Source organism: Rheinheimera sp. F8, assembly GCF_001518915.1.
On the sequence record NZ_CP013656.1, the window covers coordinates 1629591 to 1648967 of the forward strand.

Sequence of the window (19377 nt, forward strand, 5' to 3'; positions counted from 1 at the left end):
CTTTTTCCAGAGCTCAGAGCTTATCGTGCTGAAAAGAAGTTGCTGCGCTGCGATAAACGGACTTCAGCGTCGGCGGCATTTTCGATACTGAATTCAATATCGGTCATCGGCTTGGTCATGTCCGCCGGATCGGCTGACAAACTGATCGGTACACTTGCCGTGTCGCCGCCTTTAATCGTCACTTCGCTGATCCCGAGCCAATTGACTTTATCCATACCAGTAAAACTAAGCTTAAACGTCTGTTCTTGCTGAGATTTATTGATGATCTTCAACGTATAGGTGTTTTCAATCAGCCCTTCATCTGTTTCGCGGAACAGGCTGCCACGGTCACGTACCACATCCAGCTCGGCCGGTAGTCGTGTCCACAAAGTCCAGCCGAATGCGGCACATACCACCAGCAGTACAACAAAATAACCCAGTAGTTTTGGTCGCACCACTTTGGTCGGTTTACCATTGAGACTGTGTTCTGTGGTGTAACTGATCAGGCCTTTGGCATAGCCCATTTTGTCCATGGTATCGTCACATGCATCGATACAGGCGCCACAATTAATGCATTCATATTGCAGGCCGTTACGGATATCGATACCGGTCGGGCAAACGTGCACACATAAGTTACAGTCGATGCAATCGCCAAGGCCTTTTGCTTTGTAATCAGCATCTTTGCGTGAACGTGGCCCACGATTTTCGCCACGTGCTGCATCGTAGGTGACGGTAAAGGTGTCTTTATCAAACATGGCGGACTGGAAGCGGGCGTAAGGGCAAATGTGGGTACACATGATTTCGCGCATCCAGCCTGCATTCCCGTAGGTGCAGAACATAAAAATCAGCACAAAAACCACAGACCAGAAACTTGCCTGTGCAGTAAAGAAATCTAGGAACAACTGGTCAATTGGCGTGAAGTAGCCGACAAAAATCAATGACGTCAGCAGTGAAAATGCCAGCCAGGCAAAATGGGTCAGGCCCTTTTTCAACACTTTCTGGCCGCTCCACGGATCTTTGTCGAGTTTCATCCGGTTATTGCGACTGCCCTGAATTTTCTCTTCAAACCAGATAAAAATAAAAGTCCAGACCGTCTGCGGGCACATATAGCCGCACCAGACCCGGCCGTAAAAAGTCGTGACAAAAAACAAGGCATAGGCGCCGATCACGAAAATCCACGCCATGATGGTGAAATCCTGTGGCCATAACGTCATGGCAAAAATATTAAATTTCTGCTCGTCCAGATCGAACAACACGGCCTGATGACCTTCAAACTGCAACCACGGCAGTAGAAAAAACATCGCCATAAAGACAAAACCCATATTACGGCGCAGGCGCTGATGCAGCCCTTTCACCGCACGGACATAGATCCGATCCCGCGACGGATAATGATCCGGCGCTTTTGGATTGTGCATGTCGACTTTGACCGGAATTCGTTGTTGTTGGTCCAAGGGGAACCTCTTTTTTGCTGTAAAAAACTGCAGTAACAGTCGGGCAGGATTGCGAGTATAGCAGCTACCGCCCGTGGCTTGTCTAAAGTCCCTGCTAAATTTATGGATATAGCAGTGATAAATCTGAACTTTGATGATGCATCAAGCAATATGCGGACCATTTGATATAGCTCATGTTTTCTGATACTTAGCGCGAGTGGGAACTCAAGGTGTAAATGCCGATTACACAAAAATTCTTACACTGTGTAAACGTTGTGTACAGTCTGGTTTTGCCTGTTGTCAGACGGTCTGATCGGCGTAGAATGGCAATGAAACAATATGGGGGCAGTATGAAGAAATTTTTGTGGGTCATTGTGGCAATCTTGCTGGTTGCGACTTTTTCTGACCATCCGCGGTTAAAACCATATAAAGAGCAGCTTTACGGCCTGTTTGCTGAAACTGCCGGCAATGCCAGCCAGGTGCACGGCGAGCAGGTACTGCGCACAATCGAAACGCGTTTTGCCAATTTTTCGGCTGAGCTCGGACAGAAGCAGCAAGAAGAACTGAAGCGTATAACATCAAGTCGGGCTGAACTGATTGCGTTCTACCAGGCTTATTGCAAAGAAAAACAGTTTAATCCGTTGTTTTTTGGCGAAACGCAAAACCGGATTTGTAGCACGATCAAAGACTTTGAACACGGTCTGCGTTAATTAGGCGGTAATGCAGGTGCCCTAAGGACGGACCTGTTTTTTAAGCGTACCAGACGATGGCCTTTAAAGTTGTCGTCTTAAATTGCCGCATAAAAAAAGCGGTCATCCGACCGCTTTGTTGCATTCCATCAAACCGCCATTGATGATTCTATTCGATTTTTTTGACCACAACTGCCTGGCCACTTTGGATCACGACACTTTGATTTTGCGCGTCAACATTCAGAATTAACTGACGGATCAGCTTTGACTTTGATACGCCAGTTTCCAGACTGAGCTGATTCAACACACCGATCGCCTCTTCGCTCAAAGTAAAAGTCGCATGACGCATCGGCCCTTTGTTGATTAAAGGCTCCAGTTCATCGCCGGCAACATGACGTACACTGACAATTTGCGGTTTACCCATCGCATAATTTTCAGCGTCGGCAATAAATTCATCGACGGAAAAAGCCTGCTTATTCGATCGTGTTGAATTTTTTTTCAGATCGGTCAATGCCATCTTCTTGTATCGCCTTCATTGCCAATAATTCCTGAATGATGTCTTTGATTTCACTGGCGGCTTTGCCATCAGGTTCAGTATCCATCACCGACATGCCTTTTTCTTCACTGTCATCATAAATATTGCGGCTGAAAGTGACTGAGTTGAGCACGCGCAGACTGAATGAGCGCACCACGTCTTTGGCTTCCAGAATACGACCACCCTGATTTGGCAGTGAAGGACACTGCGTCAGGACACAGGCGACAATCATATCCGGATTGACCACGTTACAGTTACTGACCAGATCTTCCAGATGCTCCAGAGTTTTCAGGTCGCGTCGCTTCGGTCGCAGCGGTAACAGCACATGGGAGGCAACTGACATGGCTGAACGTAACGCCACGCTATCCTGACCACCACAGTCAACGATGACATAGTCATAGTGGTGTTCAAGACTCTTTAATTCGTAACGGATTTTCCCGTACATCTGTACGCAGTTGATCCACTGGACCTGGGGCGACAAATGGCGCTCCTGTACCCAGTCAGATGTGGTGCGTTGCGGGTCACAATCGACCAGGATGACATTGGCATTTTTCAGGCTGGAAAAATACACCGCGATATTCTGCGCCAGACAGCTTTTGCCACTGCCGCCTTTCTCACCGCCAACTAACAAAATCATGGAGCTTCCCTCTTAGTCGCGACCAAAACAATTCAGCACTGCTTTTGCAGAACTGCAGGTTGTGCAGACTGCCTCGGAACAGGCAGTCCGTTTACAGTGTAGGAGACTTCGGCTTAATCAGCCACCGTCTGTTTTTTACAACTGAACCTTTATCTGAGCTATCGCCTGCAGGGCTTTTGTCACCGCCTGATCAGTGGTCTCGCCCAGCGCCAGTGCGACGCCTAACCGCCGTTCGCCCTGCACTTCCGGTTTGCCAAACAAGCGCAGTTCGGTGTCTGGTGCGCTCAGCGCCGCAGCCAGATTACCATATTGCATCTGGTTGGAATGACCGGCAACCAATAACACAGCGGATGCTGCTGGGCCGTACTGTCGGATTGTTGGGATTGGCAGACCGAGGATCGCGCGGGCATGCAGGGCAAATTCTGATAAATTCTGCGAAATCAATGTGACCATACCGGTGTCATGCGGGCGCGGAGAGACTTCGCTGAACCAGACGTCATCGCCTTTAACAAACAGCTCGACGCCAAATAAACCACGGCCTCTCAGCGCGGTGGTGATCCGGCTGGCGTAATCGCGGGCACTTGCCAGGGCGGCAGCTGACATCTGTTGTGGTTGCCAGGATTCGCGGTAGTCGCCCCGTTCCTGCCGGTGGCCAATAGGTTCACAGAACTGGGTATGACCATCCGCTGTACGCACAGTCAGCAAGGTGATTTCGTAATCAAAATCGACAAAACCTTCGACAATAACCCGGCCTTTACCTGCACGGCCGCCTTCCTGGGCATACAACCAGGCATTTTGCAGATCTGCCGGACTTTTCAGCACGGACTGGCCTTTGCCGGATGATGACATGATCGGTTTCACCACGCAGGGATAACCAATTTCAGCCACGGCGTCCAGATAACTCGCGTGGTCGTCAGCGAAGCGATAACGGGATGTTGGCAGTGCCAGTTCTTCAGCAGCCAAGCGCCGGATGCCTTCCCGGTTCATGGTCAGGTGTGCCGCACGGGCACTTGGGATCACGCAGAATCCCTCTTGTTCAAGCTCCAGCAAGGTTGCGGTGGCAATAGCTTCAATTTCCGGCACGATAAAATGCGGTTTTTCGCGGATCACCAGCTGACGCAGCGCGGCACCATCCAGCATCGAAATGACATAATGACGATCAGCGACCTGCATGGCCGGCGCGTTGGGATAGCGGTCGGCGGCGATCACTTCACAGCCATAACGTTTCAGTTCCAGACATACTTCTTTACCCAGTTCACCGCAGCCCAATAACAGCACTTTGGTGCTGTGGGGACTGCCGGGAGTTCCAATCATCGGCATGATTATTCTCGATCTTCATTGCTTCGGCTATGGGCTTCAGATTACTGATCAGGCTGGGTTTTTCAACCTTTATTGCAGTCTTTGCCGCATTTGATTGCGGACTGCCCGCTAATGAATGAATCAGCCACCGCAGATGACTGCTGACCTGTTGTTTAACCATGAAAAATGCAGACAAAAAACGGACCCGCAGGTCCGTTTGATGATGGTTCAGCGCTCAGCTCAGCTTAGCTGGCCATAGCGACCTGTGGCAGACGCCCAGTAGCGCGACGGCGGAACCAGAACAATGCCGGCAGCAGCAGTAACAAAGCCGTTGGGGCAGGGGCGCTGACGCTGGTATTGCCACCTGGCGGAATATCCAATGGTGACCAGTTGACTTGCTGATTACCGCTCCAGGATTTCGCCATCACTTGACCCCAAATCACACCCCATTCGGTTGAGACGGCAGCTTTTGGCGCCAGAATAGACCCGTATACAGAAGATGAGATGCGCAGATCATTGATACCGTTGAAGTTAAACAGCACATGATTGGCGATGGCTGGGCTATTGCTGTTCAGGTCGCCCACTTCATAGCGGACTTGAGTCATAGACATACAATCTTTTTGGCCGACGGCGCATTTAGCTTGTGGTGTCCAGTTTTTGGCCTGAGAACCGTTCGGGTTGCTCATGTTGAACACGATTAAAGCGTCTTTGCTGATGTTGGCGTTGTCGACGCGGACCGTGTGGAACTGGTTCAGGTCGTCCTGAGTGACATTAAAGACATAAACGTTGTCAGCAGTGACTTTGGCTGGAGTAAACACCAGCACACCATCCTGGATATTGCGGTTCACGCCAACGGCTGGAGTAGTTTTTGCCGCCAGTTCATCCGACAGTTTGTTCAGGTGAGTGAAAGCACTGTTGAAATCGACGCTGGAAGGGGCTTTGGTAGTGGAGGCGGTGCCAACACCACCATTGCTGACGCTGTAACTGCCACCATAAACCAAATCACCGAGTTTACTGTTGCCGGCGCCGTCATACACATTCAGGTGGCCGTAACCGGATTTCACCACATTACCACCGACTGTGACGGTCGCCGGCGCGCTGCTGTTGACGTAACCAAAATCGTAACCGCCGTTGACCAGTAAATTACCGCCAATGGCCGCAGCACCTTCGGTATCAGACGAACTGGCGCTGAAGTTTTCTTTCACAAACACGTTGTAGTTTGCAGCCTGACCGAGGCTGATCCCACCGGCCTGACTGGCCATACTGCACAGGCTGGCCATAACCAGACTGAATACAACTGCTAACTTCATCGCAGACTCCTGCAAAATGCTGCTGAAAATTTGCGCAATGATACCCGATCAGTCCTGTTCTTGACAACGCTGTCTTTTTGAAATTTTGGCGAATCGGTAAATGTGCCTTAGCGCAGAAATATTATTAATAATAATCAATAATATAAGAACATGCTAAAGCAAAGTGTTTGTCAATAAATCAGCAACATTTCATGGTGTTCACTGTTAAATTCAGCCCGCTCAGGGACGTTTTTGCGCTGACTGTACCTTTTTTCAGTTTTTCTGCAGTTGCTGTAACAGCTTAAGTTCTGCTGCGCTGAGCGGACGATCTTTGAGCTGAAGCAGGACAGCCTTCGCTTCTTCTGGTCTTTTTAATTGCTGCAGAGCGGCCGCAATATGCAGCTGTAACAGCACTGAATTTGGCTGGCGGATCTCCGCGTCACGCAGTACGCCAAGCCCCTGTTCAGCCTGACCCGCTTTGACCAGCGCATAACCATAAGTGTCGAGAATGTCCGGCTGTTCCGGCATCGCCTGATGCGCTTTTTGCGCCAGTTTAAGTGCCTGTTGCGGATCTGTCTCAAATAACAACACGGCCAGATTGTTTTGCAGGACGGCCTGAGAGTCCAGCAACGGGCTTTGCTGATATAAAGTCCGCGCCTGATCTGGCAGTCCCGCCAGTTCCAGCTGCTCCGCCAATAACATTGTCGCGCTTAAGTCAGTTGGATGCTGGTTTAACCAATCGCACAGCAGTTGCTGAATCGCCGTGGGATCCTGACGTTGTGCGCGCAGTAACAGCAACAGATGCCGTTGATCGCCGGATTGTTTAAACAGGGGGGCCAGTAGCGCCACAGCGGCCTGATCCTGACCTTGCGCCAGATGGAAATGTGCTTTCAGTTCGGCGAAGGCGGGTTGTTGGCCCAGACTGCTTTGCAGTTTTTGCAGCAATTTCATGCCATCAGCAAAGCGTTGTTCCAACAGTGCCAGCCTTGCCTGCAACAAGCCGACACTGGCTTCATCGGCATCCAGTGCCTGCAGCCGGGCCAGTGTTTTTGCCACGCCGCTGTTATCCTGGCTGCGCAGTTGCAGATCGGCGAGGTCGCGCAGACGCCAGGATTGATCGTACCAAAGACCATACAGGATCTCGCTGAGCCGCTTTGCTTCGGCCAGGTCCTGCTGCTGCAATGCCAGCCGGGCTTTGGCAAAATACAGATCTGTACTGATGTCAGTCTGTTCCGTCAGCTGTTCAGCCAGAGCTTTGGCTTCTGCTAACGCATTGGTTTGCAGATATAGTTCCAGCAATGCCATTCGTGCCGGCACCAGTTTCAAATCCTGTTGATCCAGCTGTTGTAAATAATGGATAGCGTCTGGCGCTTTACCCAGGCGTAACGCAGCGTCGGCCATCAGCTGTAACACCAACGGGTCGGCGGCGTCTTTTTGCAGCAGCGTGCGATACGCCTGCATCGCACTGTTCCAGTCTTGCTGCTGCAGTGCCAGACTCGCCAGAGATAGCAGGCTGGGTTTGTAGTTTGCATCCAGCGTCAGCGCCTGCTGAAAAAATTGCCTGGCGAGATCGGCGTCGGCCGATTTGGCAGCAACATCTCCGGCCAACTGGAAAATTTCCACTTTAGACTGGTCGCTTTTTAATAAGTCTGCGGCGGTCTGGCGCGCCTCATTCAGCATGCCTTGTTCCAGCTGCAAATAGCCCAGAACGATCAGATCGGCCTGCTGACTGGTGCCGCCCTGTTCGGTCAATAAACGCCGGGCTTCTGCACTTTGATTGTTACTGAGCAGGCTTTGGACATAGGCTTTACGGATCTCAGGCTGTTGCGGAAACGCAGTAAAGGCTTGCTGCAATAGCTTCAGCTCAGTGGCCGGATCGCGCTGTGCCCTGGCGACGGCAGCGCCTAACAAATACAGCTGAAAATCGGCCGGATTCAGCGTCAGGGCTTGGCGGCTGAACCCGCTGGCAGTTTTGGCGTCGCCCAGTTGCAGGTAACTCTGCGCCAGCAGTTGGTGGACCTGATAGTTTGCCGGGTACAATTTCAGCGCCCGGCGCAGTTTCAGGATCGCCTGCTCAAACTTTTCCTGACTGAAATCCATCGTCGCGGCGAGCAACAACACATCTTCTTGTTCTTTGGCGTTTTCCGGCAGATTGTTCAGTTGCATCTGAACTTGACGCAACATGCGGTTTTGTTCTTTGTTGTCGCCCTGCAGACCAATCAATGCGGCGTGGATCAGCTGACCATAAGGGTTATATGGGAATTTTTCGCGATAACTGACGATGGCGTTTAATGCATCCGCCAGTTTTCCTTGTTGCTGCAGGACCTGTGCTTTACCCAGCAGCGCGATTGCATCACTGTCGTCCTGGTTCAACAATTGCTGATAAATCTTCAGCGCATCGTCGCGTTGTTGCTGGATTAAATACAGTTGTGCCTGCAAATATTGTGCTTTTTTACCAAAAGCACCGTCGGTGCGGATAGCACTCAGCAGCGGCGGGATCTGCGAGAATTGTTGTTGTTTCAGTCGCAGTTCCGCCAACTGAAATCGGATTTCATCAGCGAGCGTTGCATCGGCCTGACTCAGGCTTTGCTGATACAACGTCACTGCTTCTTCGTACTGATATTGCGCTTTGTGCAGATTGGCACGCATCAGCTGATACGCCGGCTGCGCTTTGTACTGCGGGTAGCGATCCAGCAGAAATGCCACATCATTGGTTTTTTGCTGGGCAAGCAGTGCACGCATCAAATCATAAATCAATGGTTCAGCGGCGGCGCCGCCATCGAGCGCGAGCTGTAGTTCTTTTTCGGCACTGCTCCAGTTGCCGGCCTTTAATAACACTTGTCCCAACATCAACCGGGCTGGTAAATAGGCCGGATTTTGTTGCAGACTGTTGCGCAGCTCGAGCTCTGCTTCACGCCATTGTTGTTGCTGGCTGTATTGACGGGCTTTTTCATAATAAGCGGCGGCAGTATCCGCAGCTAAAACCGGTTGCGCCAATACGGCAACCATCACAGCAAGTAAACGCAGGTTCATTACAATTCCTTCACAGCCAGGCTGGTGACCACTTTAATTGATAGCGTTGTCATGCGCAAAGTTTGTCTGACGCCAGCCGCAAAAGGAATACATCACAGGAGCAATAAAATGCAGGTAGAACATCGACCGCAAGAGAGTTGTTTTCTCTATCAGACCGGGCAGGCTGAAGCGCGGCTGGACTATCGGTTGCTGCAAATCAATGGCCATAGTGCGGTCGATTTTTATCATACCTTTGTGCCGCCTGAGTTGCGCGGGCATGGTATCGCAGCGCTGTTGACAGAGGCCGCACTAAGCTGGGCCCGACAGCAGCAGCTGCAGATCCACGCCAGCTGCAGTTATGTGGCGCGGGCGTTATAACACTTGCAATATCTGGGAAATGTATACAAATTTATATAGTGTATGCAAATTTAGGAAAGGCAGCAGCTTATGACCCAACAGCAAGTTCAATCCAATGAATCGCCTTTGCAGCGGGCGCCCATGCCTGCCGGCTGGAGCGGTTCGCACTGGGTGGCCGGTTTTGTCGCTGTGCTGGTTGGCTTTGCCAGTTCGGTGGCCATTGTGTTTCAGGCTGCGGCCGCTGCGGGCGCCAATGCCGCACAAATCGCCAGCTGGATTGGTATCCTTGGTTTTGCCATGGGGGCGACCTGTATCGGCTTCTCTTGGTACTTTAAAGCCCCGGTATTGACTGCGTGGTCGACGCCGGGGGCTGCATTGTTGGCGACCAGCCTGACCGGCTACAGTCTGGCGGAGGCGGTCGGTGTGTTTATGTTCAGCGCGTTACTGACGTTGCTGCTCGGCCTGTCCGGTTGGTTTGACCGCGTAACCAGGGCATTGCCGCTTCCTCTTGCCGCCGCCATGCTCGCCGGCATTTTGCTGCAATTCGGGTTGGGGATTTTTCGGCATTTACCGCAAGCACCGCTGCTGGTGATCGGCAGCGTGGTGCTATTTGTGTTAAGCCGGCGTTTTTTGCCACGATACAGCATTCCGCTGGTGTTGCTGGCCGGCGTGGTGTTCACTTTGCTGCGCGGCGAGTGGTCGTTGCAACAGCTACAACCTGCATTGGTGCAGCTGGAGTGGGTGTGGCCGCAGTGGAACTGGCAGGCACTGCTGGGTGTCGGCTTGCCGCTGTTTTTGGTCACGATGTCGTCGCAAAATGTGCCAGGCCTTGCGGTGTTGCGTAGCCAGGGTTACCAGACGCCGGTGTCGCCCATCTTAACGGCGACCGGATTATTGACGCTGGTCACTGCGCCATTTGGCAATTTTTCTATCAATTTGGCGGCAATCACAGCAGCCATTTGCAGTGGGCCTGAAGCCCATCCAGATCCGGCCTCACGTTATCGCGCCGGGATTGCCGCCGGCATTTTTTATCTGCTGACCGGCCTGGCCGGAACGACCATCGTTGCGTTGTTTTTAGCGTTCCCGCCGGCATTGGTGGCGGTGGTGGCCGGCCTGGCGTTGTTGGTGACTATTGCCTCAAATTTATCCGTCGTCAGCAACGACGGCCCATATCGCGAGGCGGCGATGCTGACGTTTTTACTGACCGCATCGGGCGTCAGTTTCTTTGGTATTGCGTCTGCATTCTGGGGGCTGGTGCTTGGGGTGCTGGTGTTACTGTTGCAGCGCTGGCGGGCCTGATGAATAAAGCCGAATTATATCTGCAGATCCGCGACGACATCCGCCGGCGTATTTGGCCACAGGGCCAGCCGCTGAAACAGCAGACACTGGCCGATTATTATCAGACCAGCCGCATTCCGGTGCGTGACGCGCTGGCCCGTCTGGCGGCGGAAGGCTGGCTGGTCAGCGCCGGTAAAGCCAGTCTGATGATCCCGCCCTTGTCTGCAGCAGAAGCACAGGAGCTGTGCCTGATCCGTCAACAACTGGAGCCACTGGCGCTGCGTCTGGCGATCCCTCAGCTGAATTTTGCCATCCTGGGGGCGGCAGAAGACTGTCTGCGCGCGGCAGCACAGGCGGGCACTGATCCACTCCGCCATGGCGAGCTGAACTGGCAGTTTCATCAGTTACTGTATCAGCCTTGTGCCATGCCGACGTTGTTGCAGTTGTTGCAGCAACTGCATCTGAAAGTGGAAATGTATCTGGGGTTTCAGCAGGTCAGTCTGGGTTATGCTGCACAAAGTGCGGCTGAGCATCAGCAACTGTTGCAGTTATTGCGCGACAATCAGCCAGATCTGGCCGTAGCTTTGTTGCAGCGGCATATTGCCGACGCAGCGACGACGTTGCAACAGCATCTGGCACTGGCATGAATCAGGAGCTGACTATGCTTGAGACACTCACGGACGCCACGATATGCCCGCGCTGCGGCCAGCCGAATCAGTGTGCGGTAGTCACTGGCAGCACAGACTGCTGGTGCCGGCAGGTACCGCTATTGCCGCAGACCATCAGCAAAACCGCAGCACAGGCTGCGGTCTGTTATTGTCCGGGCTGCCTGGCCGAATTAACGGCGGCGGGCGACAGCCAGCAGGGCGCCGAGGCCCAGCAATACAAAGCCAAAGGCTCCGCCTGAGCTGCCACTGTTCGTTTGTTGCTGCAAAATGGCTGTATTGGCTTTGGGGTTCAGGCTGCTTGCGCTGTTCACTTCACTGTTCACCACACTGATGCTTTCAATCAGTACCAGATTGTCCTGTGTCACTGCGCGCTGAGCTGTGGCGTCAGCACTGGTGTAGTTGCGCAGCGGGACACCGTTAAAACTGGCATTCAGTTTGTTTGGTAACGCAGCGATCGCGTCGACTATTTCCATGCCGTTGCCGGTGATTTGGCCAAACACCGTAAAGCCGGCATTTTGCAGATCCAGTTGCGGATTGCCGCCGCTGTTGTCGGCCAGATTGATAAACCACTGATTGGTTGCACTGTTTGGATCGCCGGCGACTTTAGCCATCGCGATAGTGGCGCGGACATTGGACCATTTTGCTTCATTGCGCACCGGTGCCTGCTGCGCGACCGCAGTAAAAGGGGCCGCATTGTTGCCGCTGTATTTAAAACCGCCGCCCTGGATCACAAAACCGGGTTCGCTGCGGTGGATAAAAGTACCATTGTAGCTGCCGGCTTTGACGTAACTAAGGAAGTTCGTCACAGTGGCCGGCGTGGTTTGGTCAAACAGATTTACTTCAAAATTACCCAGACTGGTTTTCACCAGAACTACAGTCGCCAGCGCAGGCTGAGCAATACATATAGAGGTTAATAACGCGGCAAGTGGCAGCGGGCGCAGGATTTTTGACATCAGGGGTTCTCTCCAACATGAAATGAACATCAGCTTAACCGACGGCAGATTGCCACCGCGAGCAGCATTACATTTAGTGACGAATTGACTACAGAATGCTGTAATCGGCGTCAGACTGGTGGTGGGGGCAGCCAGCTATTTTGCCGGCTGTGAGCTCAGTTGTTGCCAGTTGTCCAGATAATGCCGGGCGTTCGGATGTTCGCGCGCCTGCTCAAAATACTGGTGGGCTTTACTCAGATTACGGCTAACGACTTTCCCTTCAAAATACAACAGTCCCAGATAATAACTGGCGCTGATGCTGCCTTTGCCGGCCGCCTGTTGCAGCAGATCCACTGCTTTGGCCGGATCTGCTTTGGTGCCTTTGCCAAACAGATATAACAAAGCCAACCGGTTTAATGCCGGCGCATAACCCTGTTCCGCACCAACGTTATAAAAACGTACTGCTCCGGCCGGATCTGCAGGAATACCTTCGCCATCATCCAGCATCACGCCGGCATGAAAAGCACAGGCGGCCACACCCTGGCGGGTACACAGGAAAAACCAACGACTGGCTTGCTGCGGGTCGGCAGTGACCTGATCGCCTTCGCGATACATATTGCCGAGTTTCAGCATTGCGCGGCCAAAGTAACGCTCCGCAGCCTGCCGGTAATAATCAGCTGCGGTGTGGCCTGCTTCGTTGAACCATTGGCGTTCCAGGCCATATCCATACAGATAAAATGCTTCCGGGTGAAATGACAACATGGCCCGACGCAACAATTGCTGAGCCTGCTGGCGCTGGTCTGCAGTTAAATCAGCCTGTTGCATCAAATCGGACACATACAGGTAAGCTGCAGTCGTACTGCCTTGTTGTGCCAGTTGTTTAAGTTGCGCTGTTGCTGTGGCTGCGGGCAATTGCTGATGTTCAAGCTGGGCCAGCAGGGCAAAACTGCCTGCGTCCGGATGACCTGCTTTGGCGGCAAGCTGCAATTGTGTGATTGCAGCTGCGGTGTTGCGTTTGACCAGTTTGCCTTGCAGCAGGTAACGGGCTAACTGTACTTCCGCCTGACCAGGGCCGGATTTTTCATTGATATAGACCACCAGTTCCTGGCTGGCTTGCTGATGTTTACCGCCGGTCAGTTGCTGCTGGTGCAGTAAATTCAACAGCTGCAGCGCCGGGATATAATCCTGATCGGCGGCGTCTGTCAGCCAGCCCAGACATTGGGCCTTGCTACTTTGCAGGGTGATGCCGGGTAATAAACTCAGTTCGGCCAGTGCTACTCTGGCCTGCAGGGAGCCTTGCCCGATCGCGGTCAATAAATAGCGTTCGGCCTCGGCATGCTTGCCTTCTTCTGCTAGCACACTGGCCAGTGCGACCATCATCGCCGGATTGCTTTTGGCACCTTCGGGCAATAACTCTTTGCGCCAGCCGTCTATCAGCCCGACAAAAGGAAACGGCAGGCCGTCAATGGCATGCAGATAGCGCTGGTTTTCAAAAAATACGACTTTGAGCTGATTATCGGCCGGATCATAGGCATGTACTTCGTAATGCATGCTGTTGCCGGCGGCGCTGAGTACAGCATGATAATCCTGCATCTGCATACCGAGCAGGCCGAGCAATTCATGCGCGTCGGCAAATGTACTGATCCGCCAGGCAGAGAAACTGGCTTTGCCATTACCACTGCGCAGGATGCCATCGCGCAGATAACTCTGGTAAGCCTGAAGTTTGCGTTGCTGCTCAGGTTGTTGATGCTCGCGATAACAGTTTAACGCCAACCGGTAAAAGGCCAGATTCAGCAGATTTTGCCGCTGCCATTCCTGCCAGGGCAAAGTCAGACATTGGCTGATGTCGGTGCGTATTAACTGCTCCTGCATCTGGCGCCAGCTTTGGGCACTCAGGTGCACTTGCCGGCTGGCTAAAAAGCTCAGATACAGCTCTTCATAGGGGGGCAGCTCACTGGCTGCCGGCAGGGCTGTGGCGGTGCGCTCCCATAGTTGCCCCGCTGGCGGGACCGCAATTTTGTTGGCCGTGGGGGTTTGCTGGCAACCACTGAGCAGCCAGCTTAAACAGAACAGGGTGGCAGTCGCATGCCAGCGTAATAGTTTCAACGGCGGCAGGCTCAGTCTTGCTCAATCCAGGGGGTTTGCGGCAGTAGGTCCAGGTGCGCTTCGTAGCGGGGCAGATTAAATTCCTGCTGCTGTTCTACGACGGCAAACATTTCCGGTGCCAATGCGCAGGCAATCAGTTCTAACGCGTCTTCCCGGCTATGACCGGTCATACACAAGCGCATCAGCGTTGCTTTTACTTTCAATGGGTAACCGTCTGCCAGTTGATTTTCAATGACTTCAAATAACAGTTGCTGATCGAGTTGATCGCCGTGGTCCTGACTCATATCCGGCTGACTCCATGATGCGGAATAAAGGCTGCAGCATGCCAGATTTGGCCAGCGCTGCCCAGCGGTTCTTCATCGGAGGTAACGATTATCTGTGCTAAATACGGAAACAAAATTACCGTAACGGATCTTGCTTGTCCCGATATAGCTTGTTCAAATGAAATTCAATTGCTTAAAAGAGGCGCCGATTTTCGCGCTTGCGGCGCTGGACGCTGATCTGTATCTTGGTGACAAATCTACAGATCGGTGCAATGACACTGACACGATAATCGGCAAACATCACCCACAGCACCTTCAAATCAGCATTATTGAAAAATAAAGAGAGAACCGCAGATGAGTTATGTCGATTTAGCGCTGGCGTTTTTGCCGCAGCTGGCCCTGATTATTGTGGCTGCACAGGTGTTTGGTTATCTGGCCAAGTTTATCGGTCAGCCAAAGGTGGTCGGCGAAATGATCGCCGGCGTGGTATTAGGCCCGTCATTATTTGGTCTGTTCTGGCCAGAACTGCAAAAAAGTATTTTTGTCCCTGAGACGATGTCCATTCTGTATTTCGGCGCCCAGCTTGGCGTCGGTTTGTACATGTTTCTGGTGGGCCTGGAATTTAACACACAGCTGTTTCGGAAAAATGCCCGCAGTGCTGTGGGTGTCAGCCTCGCGGGCATGTTAGTACCCTTCGGTGTCGGCGCGTTGCTGTGTTTGTGGCTACTGGAAGAGCCAGGCCTGTTTGCCGCTAATATCTCCTATGCCAACGCGGCCTTGTTTATGGGCGCGGCGATCGCGATCACTGCGTTTCCGATGTTGGCGCGGATTATTTATGAACGCGGCCTTGCCGGCACCGCTCTGGGCACTCTGGCATTGGCGGCCGGAGCTATTGATGACGCAGCGGCCTGGGTAGTGCTGGCGGTGGTGTTAGCCAGCTTTGGCGGAGGCACTATACTGGCGATTAAAGCGGTGGTTGGTGGTGTGTTGTATGCCAGCCTGATGCTGACCAAGGTGCGGGGCTGGTTGCAGCCGCTGGCGGATAAAGTTGAAAACACCGGGGTGCTGTCTGCTGCCCAGTTATTGTTAGTGCTGGTGCTGTTTTCGATTTCGGCCTATGCGATGGAATGGGTTGGATTGCACGCGGTATTTGGTGGTTTCCTGCTGGGTATCGCGATGCCACGTGGCAAGCTGACTGAACTTGTCACCGCGCGGCTGCAGAAGGTGACAGTGTTTGTGTTACTGCCAATGTTCTTTACCTATTCTGGCCTGAAAACACAGCTGAATGTGTTGGCTTCGGCGGATGTGATGTTGATGGCGTTAGTTATTCTGGCGGCATCGATTTTTGCCAAAGGCGTGGCCTGCTGGGCAGCAGCCCGCATTGGCGGCGCCGACAACCGCACGGCGATGGCGGTGGGGGCGCTGATGAATGCCCGCGGCCTGATGGAGCTGATAATCATCAACATCGCGCTCAAGTTTGGTGTGATTGAACAAGGGTTGTTTTCCATTATGGTGCTGATGGCGATTGTCACCACGTTAATGGCATCCCCGCTGTTCCATCTGGTGTATGGCCGCCATATGGCAAAACCGGATAACAAACCGCCGGTGCCGCCTTTAAATGTGGCGCTGAAGACTTAGAGCAGCATTAAGCAGACAACAGCTGGCAAGGACAGATCTCCTTGCCAGCTGTTGTTGTTCGTTTAATGCCACTCAGTTTTCCAGAGCCAACCAAATCTCGGTACGCAAATCTTTAGGCGCGGTAATACTGGCGTCATTCAGGTACAGCTCAATGCCAGGCAATGCAGCGGCCTGTTCGTCGCTTTGTTGCAGCCAATGTCCAATCAGCCACTGATAAGCCTGATCCAGTTCACTGTAGGCGCCCTGATGTTCAATCACCGCATAACGACCCACCGGGATCTGCTGGTGTTGCAAAGGTGCTGCTAACTCTGCAGCCGCCTTAATTTCAACACAGGCATCTGAGCGCAATTCAGGGCCAACAACGCCTTGCCGCACGTGTTCCGGATCATCGTAAAATAAGCCGAACCAGCGTGGCTGTGTCGTGACTGGTAACTTCCCAACCTCCAGCTCCAGCAAGCTGAACGCTTCACCAATGTTTAAGTAGCTCCCCAGATGGCGTTGTGCTGCCAGGTGGATTGGGGCGTTTAACCTGCGAATTTCAACCTGATACATATCTTTCTCCTGTTGGTTTTTTGATTGAAGGAGAAGCAAACGTTGGCGCCGGTAAGCACCGGGTGTGACACCATAGGCCGTCGTAAATGCGCGGACAAATGCGGCATTACTTTGGAAGCCGGCACGCTGCGCCACCCGAATTTGCGACACTGCATCCACGGCTAAATCGCGTGAGGCAAAATGCAGTCGCAGACGTTGTTGCGTCGCGCTGACCGTTTCTCCCATCATGCCGCGATAGATGCGGTGGAAATGAAATGCCGAGAAATTGGCGGCTTCTGCCAGTTGATCCAATGAAAACTGCCGCGTCGGATCCTGCCAGATCAGTTTGACCACGCGCATCAGGCGCCGGGCATAATCCTGTTGTGTACTACGTTTGCGCATAACCCCTCCAGCAGCAAAGATTAAACAGGTGGCGTTGATTCAGGTTGCTCAGTTTTTAAGATGTCAGCGTCAGCCATTGGCATCTGCGTCGTGCAAAATATGTTTAATTCATTCGAGACAACAATTCTTTTGATCCAATATTTGTTCAGCTGTATTGCTGGAAAATTCCTCGATCTGTCCAGAGCTCGAAACGTTGATGGTGCAACATGTCAGCAAACGTTGCTTGAGCATTTTGCGGCCGCGGCTAGCGCGGCTTTTGATAGCTGACAGCGAAACGTGTTCCAGATCTACCAGTGTCTGCAGCGGCAGTCCGGCAAAGTCGGTTGCTAATAAAGTATCGCGATAGAGCGGCGGTAAGGACTGCACCAGTGGTTTGAGGCAACGGGCAAGATCCTGTTCAATGTGATGATCATCAGTGCCAACGGCGGCTAAATTGTCAGGCAGGGGATCTGTCGGGCGCTTTGCCCGGTAATGGTCAATGACGCTATTGCGGGCGATAGTGTACAGCCAGGCTATCAAATTAGCTGGAGTATCGCCACGCTGTATAGCATTGATTGCTTTAAGAAAAACATCCTGTAATAAGTCTTCAGCTAACACAGGGTCAGTGACTTGTTTGCAGATAAATCCCAACAAGGACTGCTGCAAGTTTTGATAAACCACGGCTAAATCCGCTTGAGTAGTTTGTTGAACAGTCACAGACATCATTGCACCTTTAGGTTGAACTCGTTGCAGTAGACGAGCGAATAATAAAAGGTCGCAAGCAATCTTGTCGCCACCCCAAATCCCTCGCCAGATTATAGCTTTTGCACCTGAGTCATTTTTTGCGACCTTTTTTCAACAGATACGTCTTGTGCTTTGACCTCATTGATCCATCGATTAAGGAATACATCATGTCAGACATTATTCGTTCAACTTTACCTATTGCAATTATCGGTGCAGGCCCGATTGGCTTGGCAGCTGCCGCTCATTTAGTACACCGTGGTTATGCGATCGCGCTATTTGAAGCAGGCTCCAGTATTGCCGCAAATCTGCAAAGCTATCGCCATGTTCAGTTGTTTTCGCCGTGGCAGTACAACATCGATCCAATTGCTGCAGAGTTGCTGCAGCAGGAAACTGGCTGGAAGTGGCCTATGCCAAATGTATTGCCAACGGCTGGCGAAGTGATTGATCAATATTTGCTGCCTCTCAGTGGTTTGCGCAGTATTGCGCCATTCCTGCGGGTCAATGCAAAGGTATTGGCAGTTGCACGACAAGGTTTTGATAAGGTCAAAACGCAAGGCCGGCAAGGAGCACCATTTGTGTTGCGCGTGCAAATGAGTGAGGCTGTTGAGGAGTTTTTAGCCAGTGCCGTGATTGACGCATCTGGTACCTGGTCGCAGCCGAGTCCGATGGGGGCTCATGGTTTACCTGCGCTGGGGGAACTGGAAAATGCCAATGCTATCAGTTATGGCATGCCCGATGTGACAGGTCGTGATCGGACTAAATTTGAGGGCAAAAAAGTCTTAGTGGTAGGCGCTGGACACTCAGCTGTCGGCAGTTTACTCGCATTAGCATCGTTAGCTGAGCAAGATAGTCACACCCGAGTTGTCTGGGCAGTGCGTGGGCATGATATTTCCAGAGCATTTGGTGGCGGTGACGCAGATGCTCTACCTGCTCGCGGTGCACTTGGATCGCGCTTGCATAAATTAATCGCTGACGGGCTCTTAGAGGTTCACATTGGTTTTAAAACCCACGCCATTGTGCAGAACAATAGTCGTTTGACCGTGATAGCTTCCGATGCCAGCCTGCCGCATATTGCCGATGTGGATCACATTATCGTTGCTACCGGCGCCCGCCCGGATCACCGTCTGAGTCGTGAATTGCGTACCCAGCACGACCCTTGGCTGGAAAGTACGCTGCAACTGGCGCCATTGATCGATCCAAATGAGCATAGCTGCGGCAGCGTGCGCCCACATGGTCACCGCGAGTTGGCGCATCCTGAAGCAGATTTTTATGCGATTGGTGCCAAGAGTTATGGCCGCGCGCCGAACTTTTTAATGGCAACCGGCTACGAACAAGCACGCTCAGTGGTTGCGGCCATTGCGGGCGATATAGTCGCTGCAGACAACGTCCAACTAACACTGCCTCAGACAGGCGTTTGTTCTAGCCGACCGCGAGCAGATGATGGAGCTGTCGCTTCCGGTTGCTGTACTCCGATAGTGTATGCACCTGCCAAGACTGCGGGTTCTTGCTGTAACCCAGGCGCGAAATCCGAGCAGATTAGTCCTGGTGGTGCTGACAAAACCAAAGCGATCAGTCAGGTATCGTCGACCCGTTCTTGTTGTGGTTAACC

The 19377-nt window shown here is 52.5% G+C and carries 18 protein-coding genes; 7 read left to right on the top strand and 11 right to left on the bottom strand.

The features are described 5' to 3' along the window. Nucleotides 1-20 precede the first annotated feature (20 nt). The gene (gene ccoG / locus ATY27_RS07430; protein ID WP_244151413.1) at nt 21-1430 is read right to left on the bottom strand and encodes a cytochrome c oxidase accessory protein CcoG; all 1410 of its coding nucleotides are present in this window, start codon (nt 1428-1430) and stop codon (nt 21-23) included. Nucleotides 1431-1759: 329 nt separating this feature from the next. Between ccoG and ATY27_RS07435 the strand changes: the two genes are divergently transcribed. Further along, nucleotides 1760-2119 (top strand): hypothetical protein, encoded by a 360-nt coding sequence (locus ATY27_RS07435; RefSeq protein ID WP_208932951.1) that lies wholly within the window; start codon nt 1760-1762, stop codon nt 2117-2119. A gap of 148 nt (nt 2120-2267) precedes the next feature. Here the strand turns inward: ATY27_RS07435 and ATY27_RS07440 are convergent, their stop codons facing one another. The 5 genes from ATY27_RS07440 to prsT form a co-directional block, all read right to left on the bottom strand. Beyond that, the gene (locus ATY27_RS07440) at nt 2268-2615 is read right to left on the bottom strand and encodes a ribbon-helix-helix domain-containing protein (RefSeq protein WP_208932953.1); all 348 of its coding nucleotides are present in this window, start codon (nt 2613-2615) and stop codon (nt 2268-2270) included. Then, a complete protein-coding gene (locus ATY27_RS07445) occupies nt 2572-3270 on the bottom strand; it encodes an AAA family ATPase (protein WP_208932955.1) in 699 nt (232 codons plus the stop codon). The genes ATY27_RS07440 and ATY27_RS07445 overlap by 44 nt, the downstream gene beginning before the upstream one ends. Before the next feature lie 135 nt (nt 3271-3405). Beyond that, a complete protein-coding gene (purT, locus tag ATY27_RS07450; protein WP_208932957.1) occupies nt 3406-4590 on the bottom strand; it encodes a formate-dependent phosphoribosylglycinamide formyltransferase in 1185 nt (394 codons plus the stop codon). A gap of 224 nt (nt 4591-4814) precedes the next feature. Next, nucleotides 4815-5879: a choice-of-anchor A family protein gene (locus ATY27_RS07455; protein WP_208932959.1), complete on the bottom strand. Its 1065-nt coding sequence runs from the start codon at nt 5877-5879 to the stop codon at nt 4815-4817. A 252-nt stretch (nt 5880-6131) separates the two neighbouring features. Further along, nucleotides 6132-8891: an XrtA/PEP-CTERM system TPR-repeat protein PrsT gene (prsT, locus tag ATY27_RS07460; protein WP_208932960.1), complete on the bottom strand. Its 2760-nt coding sequence runs from the start codon at nt 8889-8891 to the stop codon at nt 6132-6134. A gap of 108 nt (nt 8892-8999) precedes the next feature. On the opposite strand from prsT, the gene ATY27_RS07465 reads away from it, so the two are divergent. From ATY27_RS07465 to ATY27_RS07480, 4 genes are all read left to right on the top strand, one after another. Continuing rightward, a complete protein-coding gene (locus tag ATY27_RS07465) occupies nt 9000-9248 on the top strand; it encodes a GNAT family N-acetyltransferase (protein ID WP_208932962.1) in 249 nt (82 codons plus the stop codon). A 69-nt stretch (nt 9249-9317) separates the two neighbouring features. Then, entirely contained in the window at nt 9318-10526 is a 1209-nt protein-coding gene (locus ATY27_RS07470; protein WP_244151414.1) for a benzoate/H(+) symporter BenE family transporter, read from the top strand. Beyond that, the gene (locus tag ATY27_RS07475; protein ID WP_208932964.1) at nt 10526-11152 is read left to right on the top strand and encodes a GntR family transcriptional regulator; all 627 of its coding nucleotides are present in this window, start codon (nt 10526-10528) and stop codon (nt 11150-11152) included. The genes ATY27_RS07470 and ATY27_RS07475 overlap by 1 nt, the downstream gene beginning before the upstream one ends. Nucleotides 11153-11166: 14 nt before the next feature. Continuing rightward, entirely contained in the window at nt 11167-11412 is a 246-nt protein-coding gene (locus ATY27_RS07480; RefSeq protein ID WP_208932966.1) for a cysteine-rich CWC family protein, read from the top strand. Here ATY27_RS07480 and ATY27_RS07485 read toward each other — a convergent pair. The 3 genes from ATY27_RS07485 to ATY27_RS07495 form a co-directional block, all read right to left on the bottom strand. Continuing rightward, the gene (locus tag ATY27_RS07485; protein WP_208932968.1) at nt 11344-12126 is read right to left on the bottom strand and encodes a peptidylprolyl isomerase; all 783 of its coding nucleotides are present in this window, start codon (nt 12124-12126) and stop codon (nt 11344-11346) included. The genes ATY27_RS07480 and ATY27_RS07485 overlap by 69 nt on opposite strands. 135 nt (nt 12127-12261) lie before the next feature. Continuing rightward, a complete protein-coding gene (locus ATY27_RS07490) occupies nt 12262-14211 on the bottom strand; it encodes a tetratricopeptide repeat protein (protein WP_208932970.1) in 1950 nt (649 codons plus the stop codon). Between the two features lie 11 nt (nt 14212-14222). After that, the gene (locus ATY27_RS07495) at nt 14223-14495 is read right to left on the bottom strand and encodes a hypothetical protein (protein ID WP_208932972.1); all 273 of its coding nucleotides are present in this window, start codon (nt 14493-14495) and stop codon (nt 14223-14225) included. Between the two features lie 333 nt (nt 14496-14828). On the opposite strand from ATY27_RS07495, the gene ATY27_RS07500 reads away from it, so the two are divergent. Beyond that, nucleotides 14829-16112 carry a cation:proton antiporter gene (locus tag ATY27_RS07500; protein WP_208932974.1) on the top strand — a complete coding sequence of 428 codons (1284 nt, stop codon included), beginning with the start codon at nt 14829-14831 and terminating at the stop codon, nt 16110-16112. 72 nt (nt 16113-16184) lie between these two features. Here the strand turns inward: ATY27_RS07500 and ATY27_RS07505 are convergent, their stop codons facing one another. Beyond that, the gene (locus tag ATY27_RS07505; protein WP_208932976.1) at nt 16185-17045 is read right to left on the bottom strand and encodes an AraC family transcriptional regulator; all 861 of its coding nucleotides are present in this window, start codon (nt 17043-17045) and stop codon (nt 16185-16187) included. Nucleotides 17046-17153: 108 nt separating this feature from the next. Next, the gene (locus ATY27_RS07510) at nt 17154-17741 is read right to left on the bottom strand and encodes a sigma-70 family RNA polymerase sigma factor (protein ID WP_208932978.1); all 588 of its coding nucleotides are present in this window, start codon (nt 17739-17741) and stop codon (nt 17154-17156) included. 194 nt (nt 17742-17935) lie between these two features. Here ATY27_RS07510 and ATY27_RS07515 point away from each other — a divergent pair, with 194 nt between their 5' ends. Beyond that, entirely contained in the window at nt 17936-19375 is a 1440-nt protein-coding gene (locus tag ATY27_RS07515) for an FAD-dependent oxidoreductase (protein WP_208932984.1), read from the top strand. Nucleotides 19376-19377 lie beyond the last annotated feature (2 nt).

Excerpts from the sequence above, each read along its gene's own strand:
- ATY27_RS07475 (WP_208932964.1), top strand. The coding sequence starts at position 10,526 with ATGAATAAAGCCGAATTATATCTGCAGATCCGCGACGACATCCGCCGG.
- ATY27_RS07495 (WP_208932972.1), bottom strand. The coding sequence starts at position 14,495 with ATGAGTCAGGACCACGGCGATCAACTCGATCAGCAACTGTTATTTGAA.
- ATY27_RS07505 (WP_208932976.1), bottom strand. The coding sequence starts at position 17,045 with ATGCGCAAACGTAGTACACAACAGGATTATGCCCGGCGCCTGATGCGC.
- ATY27_RS07485 (WP_208932968.1), bottom strand. The coding sequence starts at position 12,126 with ATGTCAAAAATCCTGCGCCCGCTGCCACTTGCCGCGTTATTAACCTCT.
- ATY27_RS07515 (WP_208932984.1), top strand. The coding sequence starts at position 17,936 with ATGTCAGACATTATTCGTTCAACTTTACCTATTGCAATTATCGGTGCA.
- ATY27_RS07500 (WP_208932974.1), top strand. The coding sequence starts at position 14,829 with ATGAGTTATGTCGATTTAGCGCTGGCGTTTTTGCCGCAGCTGGCCCTG.
- ATY27_RS07470 (WP_244151414.1), top strand. The coding sequence starts at position 9,318 with ATGACCCAACAGCAAGTTCAATCCAATGAATCGCCTTTGCAGCGGGCG.
- prsT (WP_208932960.1), bottom strand. The coding sequence starts at position 8,891 with ATGAACCTGCGTTTACTTGCTGTGATGGTTGCCGTATTGGCGCAACCG.
- ATY27_RS07445 (WP_208932955.1), bottom strand. The coding sequence starts at position 3,270 with ATGATTTTGTTAGTTGGCGGTGAGAAAGGCGGCAGTGGCAAAAGCTGT.
- purT (WP_208932957.1), bottom strand. The coding sequence starts at position 4,590 with ATGCCGATGATTGGAACTCCCGGCAGTCCCCACAGCACCAAAGTGCTG.
- ATY27_RS07455 (WP_208932959.1), bottom strand. The coding sequence starts at position 5,879 with ATGAAGTTAGCAGTTGTATTCAGTCTGGTTATGGCCAGCCTGTGCAGT.
- ATY27_RS07465 (WP_208932962.1), top strand. The coding sequence starts at position 9,000 with ATGCAGGTAGAACATCGACCGCAAGAGAGTTGTTTTCTCTATCAGACC.
- ATY27_RS07440 (WP_208932953.1), bottom strand. The coding sequence starts at position 2,615 with ATGGCATTGACCGATCTGAAAAAAAATTCAACACGATCGAATAAGCAG.
- ATY27_RS07435 (WP_208932951.1), top strand. The coding sequence starts at position 1,760 with ATGAAGAAATTTTTGTGGGTCATTGTGGCAATCTTGCTGGTTGCGACT.
- ATY27_RS07480 (WP_208932966.1), top strand. The coding sequence starts at position 11,167 with ATGCTTGAGACACTCACGGACGCCACGATATGCCCGCGCTGCGGCCAG.